At 66.6% G+C, this 12372-nt stretch carries 10 protein-coding genes; 7 read left to right on the forward strand and 3 right to left on the reverse strand.

The window, feature by feature from the left end; all coding sequences use genetic code 11:
* Positions 1-27: 27 nt before the first annotated feature.
* Complete coding sequence (locus G5B40_RS00505) at positions 28-492, reverse strand: DUF2147 domain-containing protein (RefSeq protein ID WP_165093691.1); 465 nt, start codon at positions 490-492, stop codon at positions 28-30.
* A 285-nt stretch (positions 493-777) separates the two neighbouring features.
* On the opposite strand from G5B40_RS00505, the gene G5B40_RS00510 reads away from it, so the two are divergent.
* Both G5B40_RS00510 and serA read left to right on the forward strand, forming a co-directional pair.
* Complete coding sequence (locus G5B40_RS00510; RefSeq protein ID WP_165093693.1) at positions 778-1959, forward strand: phosphoserine transaminase; 1182 nt, start codon at positions 778-780, stop codon at positions 1957-1959.
* Between the two features lie 99 nt (positions 1960-2058).
* Complete coding sequence (gene serA / locus G5B40_RS00515; RefSeq protein ID WP_165093695.1) at positions 2059-3651, forward strand: phosphoglycerate dehydrogenase; 1593 nt, start codon at positions 2059-2061, stop codon at positions 3649-3651.
* Between the two features lie 54 nt (positions 3652-3705).
* Here serA and G5B40_RS00520 read toward each other — a convergent pair whose 3' ends face one another.
* A complete protein-coding gene (locus G5B40_RS00520; RefSeq protein ID WP_165093697.1) occupies positions 3706-5013 on the reverse strand; it encodes a FecR domain-containing protein in 1308 nt (435 codons plus the stop codon).
* A gap of 10 nt (positions 5014-5023) precedes the next feature.
* A complete protein-coding gene (locus G5B40_RS00525; protein ID WP_165093699.1) occupies positions 5024-6271 on the reverse strand; it encodes a tetratricopeptide repeat protein in 1248 nt (415 codons plus the stop codon).
* A gap of 220 nt (positions 6272-6491) precedes the next feature.
* On the opposite strand from G5B40_RS00525, the gene ppk2 reads away from it, so the two are divergent.
* From ppk2 to G5B40_RS00550, 5 genes are all read left to right on the forward strand, one after another.
* Positions 6492-7409, forward strand: coding sequence for a polyphosphate kinase 2 (gene ppk2, locus G5B40_RS00530; protein ID WP_165093701.1), 918 nt, complete (start codon positions 6492-6494; stop codon positions 7407-7409).
* A 59-nt stretch (positions 7410-7468) separates the two neighbouring features.
* The gene (locus G5B40_RS00535) at positions 7469-7711 is read left to right on the forward strand and encodes a CDGSH iron-sulfur domain-containing protein (RefSeq protein ID WP_165093703.1); all 243 of its coding nucleotides are present in this window, start codon (positions 7469-7471) and stop codon (positions 7709-7711) included.
* A gap of 150 nt (positions 7712-7861) precedes the next feature.
* A complete protein-coding gene (locus G5B40_RS00540) occupies positions 7862-9880 on the forward strand; it encodes an adenylate/guanylate cyclase domain-containing protein (protein ID WP_165093705.1) in 2019 nt (672 codons plus the stop codon).
* Between the two features lie 258 nt (positions 9881-10138).
* On the forward strand, positions 10139-10417 hold the full coding sequence (locus G5B40_RS00545) for a hypothetical protein (protein ID WP_165093707.1): 279 nt from the start codon (positions 10139-10141) through the stop codon (positions 10415-10417).
* Between the two features lie 221 nt (positions 10418-10638).
* A complete protein-coding gene (locus G5B40_RS00550; RefSeq protein ID WP_165093709.1) occupies positions 10639-12366 on the forward strand; it encodes a ShlB/FhaC/HecB family hemolysin secretion/activation protein in 1728 nt (575 codons plus the stop codon).
* Positions 12367-12372 lie beyond the last annotated feature (6 nt).

Here is a 12372-nt window from a genome sequence, read left to right on the forward strand (position 1 = left end):
GGCTTATTCCACCGCGATCAATCGCCTTCAGACCGGGTCGCAGAAGCTCAGGCCGTCGGCCTCGGCCGGGGTCCAGTTCTCGGATTTGCCGAGCAGAGGAACGCCGAGATAGCCGCGCGCCTTGAGCCCGTCATCGGTGCGCGCAAGATCGAAGTCGAACCGCTCGCCGGTTTTCGGATCGTAGACCTCGCCGCCGGACCAACGACCGTCCTCGTCAGGACGAAGGCCGGTGATCACCTCGATGCCGCACCAGGGGCGGTCCCTGAGCGCGGTGTCGGGGTTTTTCGAGTCGAGACGCGGCGTCCCGTCCTTCCAGTTCGGCTTCTTCAGCCAGACCGTGCGGCCGCAGAGCGCGCCGTCGTCGCATTCATAGAGCCGGACGACGACGCCCTCCTTCTCCGTCAGCCAAAGCCCGGTCGGGGGATCGGCGCGCGCCTCCAGCACTGCCGGGAGCGTCGCGAGGAGGAGGGCGGCGAAGAATAGGCGGATCATTCTGCGGTTCTTTCGTTCGGCGTTCTTCGTCTCACGTATGAACACACCCGGTCCGTCGCAAAGCGCAAAAGATCACGTTGCGTTTCGGCGTCGACATGGCGGCGGGGCGGATCGGCGGCGCCAGTTTCCGATCGGCGCCAGGAGGCGACGGATTCCCCTCCGAAGACGACATTTCGCCCATTGACGCCATCCCGCTTGCGCGCCTATCCCGGCTGCGGGCAGGTCGTCGGGTATGGGCGAGCGGCGGCAGGCTCAGCAATTTCGCCCTGACGATGGAGCGCGTCGATGACGTTCCCGCAAAAGCCGCACGGTAAACCCGTGCGCCCTGAATTCTCTTCCGGTCCCTGTCCGAAACATCCCGAATGGTCCGCCGAGGCGGTGGCCGCGAAAGCCTGGCTCGGCCGTTCGCACCGCGCCGCCCTGCCGAAGGCGCAGCTGAAGAGCGCCGTCGACAGGACCGCGGCGATGCTCGGCGCGCCCGAGGGCTATCGCGTCGGGATCGTGCCGGCCTCGGACACCGGGGCGGTGGAGATGGCGCTCTGGTCCATGCTCGGCCCGCGCCCCGTCGACGTGCTGGTCTGGGAAAGCTTCGGCGCCGGTTGGGCGACCGATATCCAGAAGCAGCTGAAGCTCGACGACGTGAACGTGCTGAAGGTGGAATATGGCGCGCTGCCCGATCTTTCGGCGGTGCGGCCGGAGGCGGATGTCGTTTTCACCTGGAACGGCACGACCTCCGGCGCGCGGGTTCCGAACGCCGACTGGATCGATGCGGATCGCGGCGGGCTGACGATCTGCGACGCGACCTCCGCCGCCTTCGCGCAGCCGCTCGACTGGCCGAAGCTCGATGTCGTCACCTTCTCCTGGCAGAAGGTGCTGGGCGGGGAGGGGGCGCATGGCGTGATCGTGCTGTCGCCGCGCGCGGTGCGGCGGCTGGAGACATACGAGGCGCCCCGGCCGCTGCCGAAGATCTTCCGGCTGACCAAGGGCGGCGCGCTCATGGAGGGGGTGTTCAGGGGCGAGACGATCAACACGCCCTCGATGCTGGCGGTCGCGGATTATACTGATGCGCTGGACTGGGCCGAACGAGTCGGCGGGCTGGCGGGACTCCACGCCCGGGCGGACGCGAATTTCGCCGCCTTGCAGAAATGGGTGGACCGGACGGGCTGGATCGAGAACCTGGTCGCCGAACCCGCCTATCGCTCCAACACCTCGGTCTGTCTCCGGGTTGTCGACCCGGCGGTCGCCGCGCTCGACGACGCGGCGCAGCGGGCGTTCTGCAAGCGGATGGCGGCGCTGCTGGAGAGCGAGGAAGCCGCCTTCGATATCGGCGGCTATCGCGATGCGCCCGCCGGGCTGCGCATCTGGTGCGGCGCGACAGTGGAGACGGCGGATATCGAGGCGCTGACGCCCTGGCTCGACTGGGCCTTCGCGGCCGCCATGTCCGAACTCTCGGCCGCGGCCGCCTGAGACGTCTCTCCTTTCCCCGCCCAGGCGGGGAAGGGGCCGCTCATCGCCAGCACATCAACAGGGTCGGGCCGCGACGCCTGACAGACAAGGTCATCGAACATGCCCAAAGTACTCATTTCAGACAGCCTTTCCGAAGCAGCCGTACAGATCTTCAGGGATCGCGGCGTCGATGTGGATTTCCAGCCGACGCTCGGCAAGGAGCCCGAGAAACTGAAAGCGATCATCGCCGATTATGACGGGCTCGCGGTGCGCTCCGCCACCAAGGCGACGGCGGAGATCATCGCCGCCGCCGACAGACTGAAGGTGATCGGCCGCGCCGGGATCGGCGTCGACAATATCGACATCGCCGCCGCCTCGGCCAGGGGGATCGTGGTGATGAACACGCCCTTCGGAAACTCGATCACCACGGCCGAGCACGCCATCGCGATGATGTTCGCGGTCGCGCGGCAGATTCCGGCCGCGAACGCCTCCACCCAGGCCGGGAAATGGGAGAAGGCGCGCTTTCTCGGCTCAGAGATCACCGGCAAGACTCTCGGCCTGATCGGCTGCGGCAATATCGGCTCGGTCGTCGCGGCGCGGGCGATCGGGCTGCGGATGAAGGTGATCGCGTACGATCCGTTTCTCTCCGTCGACCGGGCGCGGGAGTTGGGAGTCGAGAAGATCGAGGAGGTCGACGCGCTGCTGGCGCGGGCCGACTTCGTCTCGCTGCATCTGCCGAAGACCGAGAAGTCGGTGAATATCCTCTCCGCCGAACGGATCGCGAAGATGAAGCCGGGCGCGCGGCTGATCAATTGCGCGCGGGGCGGACTCGTCGATGAGGCGGCGGTCGCCGCGGCGCTGAAATCCGGCGCGCTGGCCGGGGCCGGGTTCGATGTCTTCTCCGTCGAGCCCGCGACGTCGAACCCGCTTTTCGGATGTCCGAATTTCGTCGCGACGCCGCATCTCGGCGCGGCGACGCGCGAGGCGCAGGAGAACGTCGCGCTGCAGGTCGCCGAGCAGATGGCGGAATACCTGATGCATGGCGCGATCTCCAACGCCATCAACGCGCCTTCGGTGACGGCGGAGGAGGCGCCGATTCTCAAACCGTGGATCGGGCTCTGCGAGGCGGTGGGTGGTTTCGCCGGGCAGGTCACGGAGAATGCGATCAAGGAGATCGAGATCGAATATGTCGGCGAGGTCGGGGAACTGAACCTGCGGCCGCTGACCGCCGCGCTGGTCGCCGCGTTGCTAACGCCGCTGGTCGGCGAAGGCTCGGTCAACATGGTCTCGGCGCCGCTGGTCGCGCGCGAGAGGGGCGTGAAAATCTCGGAGACGCGCAAGGACGCCCAAGGCGCGTATGGCTCCTACGTGCGGCTGATCGTGACCACGGAGGCGCAGACCCGTTCGATCGCGGGGACGGTGTTTTCGGACGGCAAGCCGCGGATCGTCCAGATCAAGGGCATCGGGCTGGAGAGCGAGCCCTCGAAACACATGCTCTATACGACCAACAGCGATACGCCCGGTTATATCGGCGCGCTCGGCCAGAAGCTTGGCGCGCTCGACGTGAACATCGCGACATTCGCGCTCGGCCGGGCCGACAAGGGCGGAGAGGCGATCGCGCTAATTGGCGTCGATGAGCCGATCGGGCCGGAAATGCTGGCGGAGATCGTCGCGCTGCCGCAAGTGATTCAGGCCAAGGCGCTGAAATTCTGAACCGCGCTGCAGCGCGGAACGGATGCGCCCCGCCCGGCGGGCGGGGCGCGAGACTCAGTCGGCCGGGCCGCGCGGGATCGGGAAGTTCGGCCCCTGTCCGCCGGAGCGGAGCGTGCCCCGTTGAGTGCGGGTCGTCCGGCCGTTGTCGCCGGTGGCGTTGAGCGTGTAGTCGGTCGCGCCGTTGCCGCGGATGCTGAACGCGTCGACGAAGAACACGTAGGTGCCCCGCGGCACGCTCTCGCCGTTCACGACGATGTTCTCGACGCGCTTGTTCGGCGCCACGTTGATGACCCCGCCGAGATTGTCCGCGTCAAGCGTCGCAACCGCCCGGCCGTCGTTGAAGGTGATTGACCGGTTGGCGAAGAACACCTCTCCGGCGTCGTTGGGCAGAATGAGATGCAGGTCGAGATCGGAGTCGTCGGCCCAGGTCAACTGGCCCCGAACGACGCCCGCGCCGCCGACATCCACGAAATCCATGTTGTCGGCCAGGTCGTTGAGCGTATCCATGTCCGAGAACATCGTGCCCTGGGCGATCTCGTTGACCGTGGTGACGTTGAAATCGTCGTCCAGCGCCCGCGCCGAGTCGAGGAAGAGCCCCGTGGTGGACGCGGCGGCGCGGGAGATCCCGTCCGGCGTAAGCGAGTTGACTTCGGCCAGACGGCCCGCCGAGGCGGCGGTGCGCGCCGGCGGGGCGCCGCCGCCGCCGGGCGTGATGAAGAGCCCGGCGATTTCGGCCGCCGTCGCGCTGTCGAGCAGGCCGCCATAGGCGACGTCGCCGCCGGCGCCGACGCGGGCGTAGCCGCCGGGACGCGAGATATAGACCTCGTCCGCCCCGGCGGAGACCCGCGCGTATTCGCCGCCGAGGAGCGTCACGCGCTCCGCGCCGCCGTCCATGCTCTCCACCGTCGCCGCGCCGCCGCGAATGCCGATCGTCGCCGTTGCGGTGCGGATCGTCGCCTCATTGGTCTTGGTGATGCGCCCGCCGATCATCCGGACAGCGCCGCGCAGCAGGCTGACCTGGACATCGCCGGTCTGGGTTCCCGGGTCGTAAACATATTTGTCGAGCCGGATGCGGGAGTTGGGGGCGATCGTCAGCGAGGTCTGATCGAGGAACATCGCGAAGCCGAGCCCGTCCGGGCCGGAGACGATGTCGTCGTCGCTGAAGACCGCGTCGCCGGTCAGAAGCGGGCGGGGCTGGGCGCTCGGCGCGGTGCCGGTCAGGTCCGGATTGGCCGCGCCCATCACGCCGATCTCCTGCGCGTCGGCGAACGGCGCCGAGAGCAGGAAAAGCGAGACAAGGCTAGCGGAACCGGAGATCACCCGGAACGTGCGGAGCGGGGAGTGGGCGCCGAAAAGGTTCATCGCGCTTCTCCTAGAATTCGTACACGACCGAGAGCGCCCCGGTCAGGTTGTCGAAGTCGAAATTGGGGATGTCGGAGTTTCGGTTGAAGTAATCCGCGTCGAGCCGGATGCCGAACCCTTCCTGGATGCGGAAGAGATGCGCGGCGCCGATGTTGAACTCCGTATCGTCGCGGCTGCGGGTCGGATCAACCACGGGGTCGGGATCGTCATAGTAGCGCTTGGTCACGCGGGCGTGGCCGGACAGCGTCCATAGCCCGTCCACCATGTCGATTCCCGGCGCATAGGAATAGTCGGCGGCGGCGCGAAGGCCGATTTCCTGATTGTCGTAGTCATTGCTGTCGGTGAATTCCGCGGCTGCGAAAAGGCCGCCGCTGACCTGCACTCCGGGCGCCGCGCGCAACGTCCCGCCCAGCTCCGCGCCGAGGACGAAACTGTCGAAATCGCTGAGGCCGTTGTGAAATTCGCGCCGGTCGACGCCGAGTCGGCCGAACGCGGCGAAGGTGTCGTTGACCGGCAGCCCGCCGTCGACGCCGACGCCGAACTCGCTGTAGAGCGCGTCGTTCGAGACGCGCGAGTGGCCAAGCCTGATGAACGGTCGGGCTTTCGGCCCATAGGCGCTGTTGTCGAGCGAGAGCCGCGGCCCGGTGGTGAAGGCCACGACATCCACGTCGCCGTCCGTCTCGTCGAAATAGTGCAGCGAATACGCGCCGAACTCGGTGATCAGCGCGTCGGTGTTCGAGCCGCCGAGATCGTAGGTATGACGAAGGCCCAGCGTCGCACGCACGCCGAAATCGGGCTGCGAGGTCGCGGAGCTCGGAATCAGCGCCGGCAACCCGAGGAAGGAGATCAGCTCATCCTTCGGTCCGAGATTGGCGTTGGTGGAGTAGGCGAGGCCGAATCCGGCGACGCCGGTGAGCCGGGACGTCTGGGTCCGCGCCTCGATCTCCTCGAGATAGAGCGCGGCGCGCGAGTCGAGATCGGGCGGCAGCCCGCCGGCGCGCGCAGCGCCGAAATGATATTCCGCGATCTTGTAGGAGCCGATGCGGAAATAGGCGACGCCGAGTTCGAGATGCGTCAGCGGCTCGTCCGGCTCGTAGATCAGCGCCCGCTCCAGCGTTGCGATCGCGGCTTCGTAATCCTCGAGTTCGACGGAGGTTCGCGCATAGGCGACCATCAGCTCCGGATCGGAAGGCTGAGCCAGCATCTGCTGATAGAGTTCCGCCTGTTGCGCGCGCAGCTGTTCGCTCTCATCCGCCATGGCCGCGCTTGCGACCGCGCATGAGGCGACACCCAAGAAAAAGTAAGAAACAACCCCCCGCATGGTCCCCACCATTGCTGCCAAATCACGCTACACCTAGCGAACGGATTGACGCCGCGTCAATGAAAATTCCCGGCTCCGCTATAAATTGCGGCGTGGCGCGTTACAAAAGCGTCGTCATTTTGTGGTTTGTTCCGCCGATGCCGTGAGAGGAGTGAAGATGGACGAAATCGATGGCAAGGGGGCGATGGACTGGCTGCGCGCCGAACTCGCCGACACGCGCGACGAGGATTACGAGATAGAGCTCGAGGATGTCGTGCTCAGCCGCCGGGTCAGACGCATATACGAAAAGGCGCATCCGCCCTCGCTGGAGCGGCGGGACTATTTCCACGAGCTCCTTCGTCTCCAGTCCGAACTGATCAAGCTTCAGGACTGGGTCGCGCACGAGAAGAAGAAGGTGGTCGTGCTCTTCGAGGGCAGGGATGCGGCCGGCAAGGGCGGCGTCATCAAGCGGATCACTCAACGGCTCAATCCGCGCGTCTGCCGCGTCGTCGCGCTGCCGGCGCCGACCGAGCGCGAAAGCTCGCAATGGTACTTCCAGCGCTACGTTCCGCACCTGCCGGCCGGGGGCGAGATCACGCTGTTCGACCGCTCCTGGTACAACCGCGCCGGCGTCGAGCGGGTGATGGGCTTCGCCACCGAAGCCGAGGTCGAGCAGTTCTTTCACGACGTGCCGGAGTTCGAGCGGATGCTGGTGCGCTCCGGCGTCATCCTGGTGAAATACTGGTTCTCGATCACCGACGAGGAGCAGCAGTTGCGGTTCCTGATCCGCATTCACGATCCGATGAAGCAATGGAAGCTTTCGCCCATGGATCTCCAGGCCCGCGTGCGCTGGGAGCAATACACTAAGGCGAAGGAGGAGATGCTGATCCGGACGAGCATCCCCGAAGCGCCATGGCATATCGTCGAGGGCAACGACAAGAAGCGCGCCCGGCTGAACTGCATCGACCATCTGCTGACGCAGGTGCCTTACGGCCCGATCGCGCAGGAGGAGGTCACGCTTCCGGAGCGGGTGCATAACCCCGAATACGAGCGCCGCGTGTTGCCTGACGAACTCTATGTGCCGAAGAAATATTGAGGGCTGGCGGCGCGCCGCCGGCGCGCTATGATTCACGGCGAGCCAGCAGGGAGCCAGCCATGCCAGAACCGTCCGTTGTCGCCCGGAAGGGACCGTTTCCCGTCGAAGTCGAGGCCGGAAAGTCCTATTTCTGGTGCGCGTGCGGGCGGTCGGCGAAGCAACCCTTTTGCGACGGAAGCCACAAGGACACCGGGCTGGTCCCGGTGAAGTTCACGGCGGAGGACTCCGGCAAGGTGTTCTTCTGCGGCTGCAAGCAGACCGGAAACGGCGTTCTCTGCGACGGGACGCACGCGAAGCTCTGAGCCGCCGAGGCTGGCGCCGTGGGGCGTTGGCGCGGCTGGCGGAACACCGCGAAGCGCGAACCGGGGGATGACATTCGTGGGAAAAACCCAATAGAATAAAGGGTAGGCCGCGTTCGGCGGCGACGAGGGGGGCGCCGGCTCCATGGCCTGGTGAGCGCGAACACCGCCGATGACGGGCCGCGCCGGCCGCGGTCCGGCGCGGGGCTGCGGGGGCTGCTGGAGCGGGCGCTATGGGCGGTCGCCGCGGCGGCGCTTTCTTCGGCGATCGTGCTCTTCGCGTTCCGCTCCATCCCGCCCCTCATCGCGCTCGAAACCCAACTCAACGACATCCAGCGGGTGCTCATCGCCCCGCGCGAGGCGGCGCAGGACCCACGCGTCACCATCGTCGCGCTTACGGAAGAGACCCTGGTCCGCTTTCCCTATCGCTCGCCCGTCGATCGCGGCTATCTCGCCCGGTTGATGCGGGCGCTGGCCGAGGCGGGGGTGCGCGCTGTTGTCCTCGACATCCTTTTCGACCAGCCTTCGGAGCCGGCCAAGGACCGGGCGCTGATTTCGGCGATCCGCGATTTTCCCGGCCCGGTAATCGCCGCCTGGGGCGACCAGCGGTCCGGGCTGATTGAAGCGCAGCGCGAATATCTGAGCTGGTTCGCCGCGGAGAGCGGGCTGGTTCTCGGCTTCGCGAACGTCATCACCGACGATGACGGGGTGGTCCGGCGATTCGCCACGCGGCTGCCGGGGATCGACCGGGCGTCGCTGTCGGGCGCGGCGGCGCTGGCCATCGGCGGCGGGGAGCCGATGCGGGAGGGCGTGATCGACTGGCGCGCGCCGAAGACCGCGAACGCGACGCTCTTTCAGCAGTTGCCCTCGCTTCGCGTCACCGATCCGCCCAGCGAGGCGGTGCGCGATATTCTCTACCGGACGCTCGAGGGTCGGGTGGTGTTCGTCGGCGCCGATCTGGAGCAGACGGACCGTCACCAGACGCCGCTCGGGGTCGATCCGGCGAACCGGCGCACAATACCTGGCGTGGCGATCCAGGCGACGGTGTTCACGCAGCTTCTCGACGGGCGCGCGCCGCCGAACGCGCCACCCTGGCTCGTGGCGACGATCGTCGCCGCGCTCGCGATGGTCGGCGCCGGGTTCGGCCTCGCACGTTGGGATCTGGTCTGGAAGGCGGCCGCGACGCTGGCCGTGCTAGTCGGCTATCTCGCGCTCGTCTACGGGCTGGCGCTCCGGGGCGCTCAGTTCCTGCCGACAGCGCCGGCGGTCGCCGCGGTGTTTCTCAGTTCGCTCCTCGCGATCAGCCTCGACAGCGTGCTGACCCAGCGCAAGCAGCGGCTGATCCGGCGCGCCTTCTCGCATTACCTCGCGCCGGCGATGGTCGATCAGCTTGCGGAGGATCCGGAGGCGTTGCGGCTCGGCGGCGACAGGCGCGAGATTTCGCTCATATTCACGGATATCGAGGGATTCACGACGATGAGCGAGGAGCTGCCGCCCGATCAGCTCACCCGGCTTCTGAACGACTATTTCAATGCGATGAGCGAGGTGATCATGCGCCATGGCGGCGCTATCGACAAGTTCATCGGCGACGCCGTGGTCGCGCATTTCGGTTCCCCGAGGCCGTTGGCCGATCACGCGCTGAAGGCGCTGCTCTGCGCCGAAGAACTTGATCGCGTGGCGGAGGCGTTTCGGCGGCAAAACGCCCATCTCGGGCTCGGCGTCACCCGGATCGGGGTGCATACCGGCGTCGCGACGGTGGGTAATTTCGGCGGCCGCGCGCGGTTTGACTACACCGCGATGGGCGATGCGGTGAACACCGCTTCGCGGCTCGAGGACGCGAACAAACGCTATGGCACGCGCGTCGCGATCAGCCGCGAGACCGTCGACGCCGCCGCAGCGGGCGGCGCCCCCCTGCCGCTCCTTCTCTCGATCGGGCAGATCCGGCTGAAGGGAAAATCGCAGCCGGTCACCGTCTTCGCGCTCGACGCGGAGGCGGATGCGGATTTCGTCGCGGCCTACGAGGCCGCCTTCGCGTTGATCGAGACCGACCCGCCAAAGGCGCGGACGGCCTTCGAGGAGATGCTGCGCGCGCGGCCGGGCGCCGCGCTGCCGCGCTGGCATCTCGGCCGGCTACGGCAGGGCGAGACCGGCGTGCTGATCGACGACCTCTGACACCGCCGGCCGGGCGCGCCCGCGCTGGCCACCGGTCGCCGATTGCGCTAGGGTTTCACCGAATTGAAGTGTTTGGCGTCCGGCGTTTTTTCGCAGCGTGTATTTCTTCATTTTTCAGTGCCGTCGCGGCGCCTACATGAATAGTGCGAAGCCGTCTCTTAAGCGAGGCGGTCGAAAGCGGGGAGGGGCCGAACCATGGATCGTCGAATGCGATGCTTGGGAACGATCGCGGTTTTGGCGCTGGCAGGCGCGTCCGCCATGGCCGCGGACGTGGTGATCCTTGATAGTTCCGTCGGCGCACTGGGCGCGGGCGCGGTCGTCGACGAGGCGCAGCCGGTTTCGATCCCGGCGGGCGCCAGCGTGACGATGATCATGGCAAATGGCGAGACACGGCTTGTCGAGGGGCCGTATAGCGGGCCGCTCGCCGCGGCGACAGGCCGGTCCGGCGGCGCGGCCTCGGCGTTGACCGCGAGCCGGGGCGGCGAGACTCGCGTGCTCGGCGCTGTTCGCGCGCCGAAATGGGAACTCACTGAATAAATTTTGCTCGATCGGCGGTCTGCTCTTCAATCGCTGCAAGTGATTGGGCGTGGGCGACTGCGCGCATTCTCGGGAATGCTTGAAGAAATATCGACTTTGATAAGAGTTCTTGTTAACTTATCGCCGTGCCGTGGGATGCGGCGCAGCGATATTCTGCGGTATTGCGCCGCGTCGCCGCCGGGGGGTGGCCGTTGTCCGATGGGGTTGGGACGAGGACGGCGATGCTCGGAGTCGCGCTCTGGGCCGGCTTCGCACACCCGGCGTTCGCCCAGACGGCGGTTCAGGAAATTATGGCGCGGCGAAACGCGGATCGCAGAGACGAGCCGTCGCCACTGACCGAGCCGCGGGTGAAATTCACCTCGCAGCGTGCGCCCTCTAACGCCGAGGACATCCTGTTCGTACTGAACGCGGTCGAGCTCCACGGCGCCACTGCTTTCGATTTCGATGCGCTTGCAGCGCTTTACGGCGAAGAAATCGGGCGGAGGGTGACGCTGACGCAGGTTTTCGAAATCGCCGCCCGGATACAGGACCTCTACCGTGAGTCCGGCTTCATCTTCACGCGCGTTCTTGTTCCTGCGCAGGCGATTGAGGGCGGGGCGGTTCGGCTCGAAATCATCGAAGCGCGAATTGACGGCGTTCAGATCGAGGAGCCGGAAGGCCCCGTGGGGCCGGCGCGGAAGCTGGTCGAGCGCATGATCGCGCCGCTGGTCGGGGTTCTGAACCCGACCGACGCGTTGCTGGAGCGGACGATTCTGAACGTGAACGAGTTGCCGGGCGTGACGCGTGCGACGGTCGTTCCGCAGCCGTCAGGCCCGGAATCGCGGGGCGGACTGGTGCTGCATGTCAATGTCGAACGCGACCCGTTCGAAGGTGTTTTCTACGCCGACAACAGGCAGAGCCCGGCGATCGGGCGGGGCGTCATCGGCGGAACGATCGGGTTCAACTCGTACAGCGAATGGGCGGATACGACCTCCATCTCGATCTTCAACTCGTTCGATGTGTTGTCAGACAAGATTCCGGAAACCGGCGAAACCGACGCGGGCGGCGATTTCGACGAGCGTACGACCGTGCTGGTCGCTCACCAGCGGGCGGTCGGGACCGACGGTTTGACGCTTCAGGCCACGGCGCTCTACAGCCGCACAAGGCCCGGCGACGAGATAAAGAAGATCGGCATCCAGGGGCGGCAGGTCCAGGCGACGATCGGGCTTACCTATCCTCTCGTCCGCTCGCGGGCGTTCGAGTTGAACGGCGGGCTCGGCCTCGAATATCTCGATTCGCAGACCGATATCTCCAATGGCGTGTTCCGGGTGTCGGACGACCGGCAGCGCGTCGGCGTGGCGCGCATTGACGGGGTCTACCGCGATCCGCTCGGCTACACGACATTCGCGGCCTCGCTTCGGCAGGGGTTCGATGTTCTGAACGCAACCGCGCCCGACGATCTTGAGCGAAGCCGTTTCGATGGCCGGAGCGTGTTCACGCTGGCGCGCGCCGAGGCCGAACGGCTTCTGATCGTGAATGACGATCTCAATGCCTATTTTCAGATCGGCGGGCAGTATTCCCTGACGCCGCTTCTCGCGGCGGAGGAATTCGCGATTGGCGGCATCACTTTCGGGCGTGGGTACGACCCGTCGGAGTTCACCGGCGACAACGGCGTCGGCGTAACCGGCGAGCTGCGTTACGTGAGCGACCTGAACCTTTACGACGTTGCATTCACGATGGAGACCTACGGCTTCGGCGATTACGGCGTGGTCTGGAATCTCGGCAACGGCGAGCCGCGAATGCAGCGCCTGATTTCGGCCGGCGGCGGGGTGCGGCTCTACCTCCCCGAGCAGGTGTTCGTGGAGGCGGAGCTGGCGTTCCCGGCCAACCAGCCGCTGACGAGGGTCGGCCCGGACGGCGAGCAGATCACCGGCCCGCGTTTCTTCCTGACCCTGTCGAAGCGGTTCTAGGGCGAT

Source organism: Pikeienuella piscinae, from assembly GCF_011044155.1.
GTDB classification, from domain to species: Bacteria; Pseudomonadota; Alphaproteobacteria; order Rhodobacterales; family Rhodobacteraceae; genus Pikeienuella; species Pikeienuella piscinae.

Bases quoted from the DNA above. Each gene is read 5' to 3' on its own strand.
- G5B40_RS00525 (WP_165093699.1), bottom strand. From the start codon at position 6,271: ATGGCGGATGAGAGCGAACAGCTGCGCGCGCAACAGGCGGAACTCTAT.
- G5B40_RS00520 (WP_165093697.1), bottom strand. From the start codon at position 5,013: ATGAACCTTTTCGGCGCCCACTCCCCGCTCCGCACGTTCCGGGTGATC.
- G5B40_RS00535 (WP_165093703.1), top strand. From the start codon at position 7,469: ATGCCAGAACCGTCCGTTGTCGCCCGGAAGGGACCGTTTCCCGTCGAA.
- G5B40_RS00505 (WP_165093691.1), bottom strand. From the start codon at position 492: ATGATCCGCCTATTCTTCGCCGCCCTCCTCCTCGCGACGCTCCCGGCA.
- serA (WP_165093695.1), top strand. From the start codon at position 2,059: ATGCCCAAAGTACTCATTTCAGACAGCCTTTCCGAAGCAGCCGTACAG.
- G5B40_RS00510 (WP_165093693.1), top strand. From the start codon at position 778: ATGACGTTCCCGCAAAAGCCGCACGGTAAACCCGTGCGCCCTGAATTC.
- ppk2 (WP_165093701.1), top strand. From the start codon at position 6,492: ATGGACGAAATCGATGGCAAGGGGGCGATGGACTGGCTGCGCGCCGAA.
- G5B40_RS00545 (WP_165093707.1), top strand. From the start codon at position 10,139: ATGGCCGCGGACGTGGTGATCCTTGATAGTTCCGTCGGCGCACTGGGC.
- G5B40_RS00550 (WP_165093709.1), top strand. From the start codon at position 10,639: ATGCTCGGAGTCGCGCTCTGGGCCGGCTTCGCACACCCGGCGTTCGCC.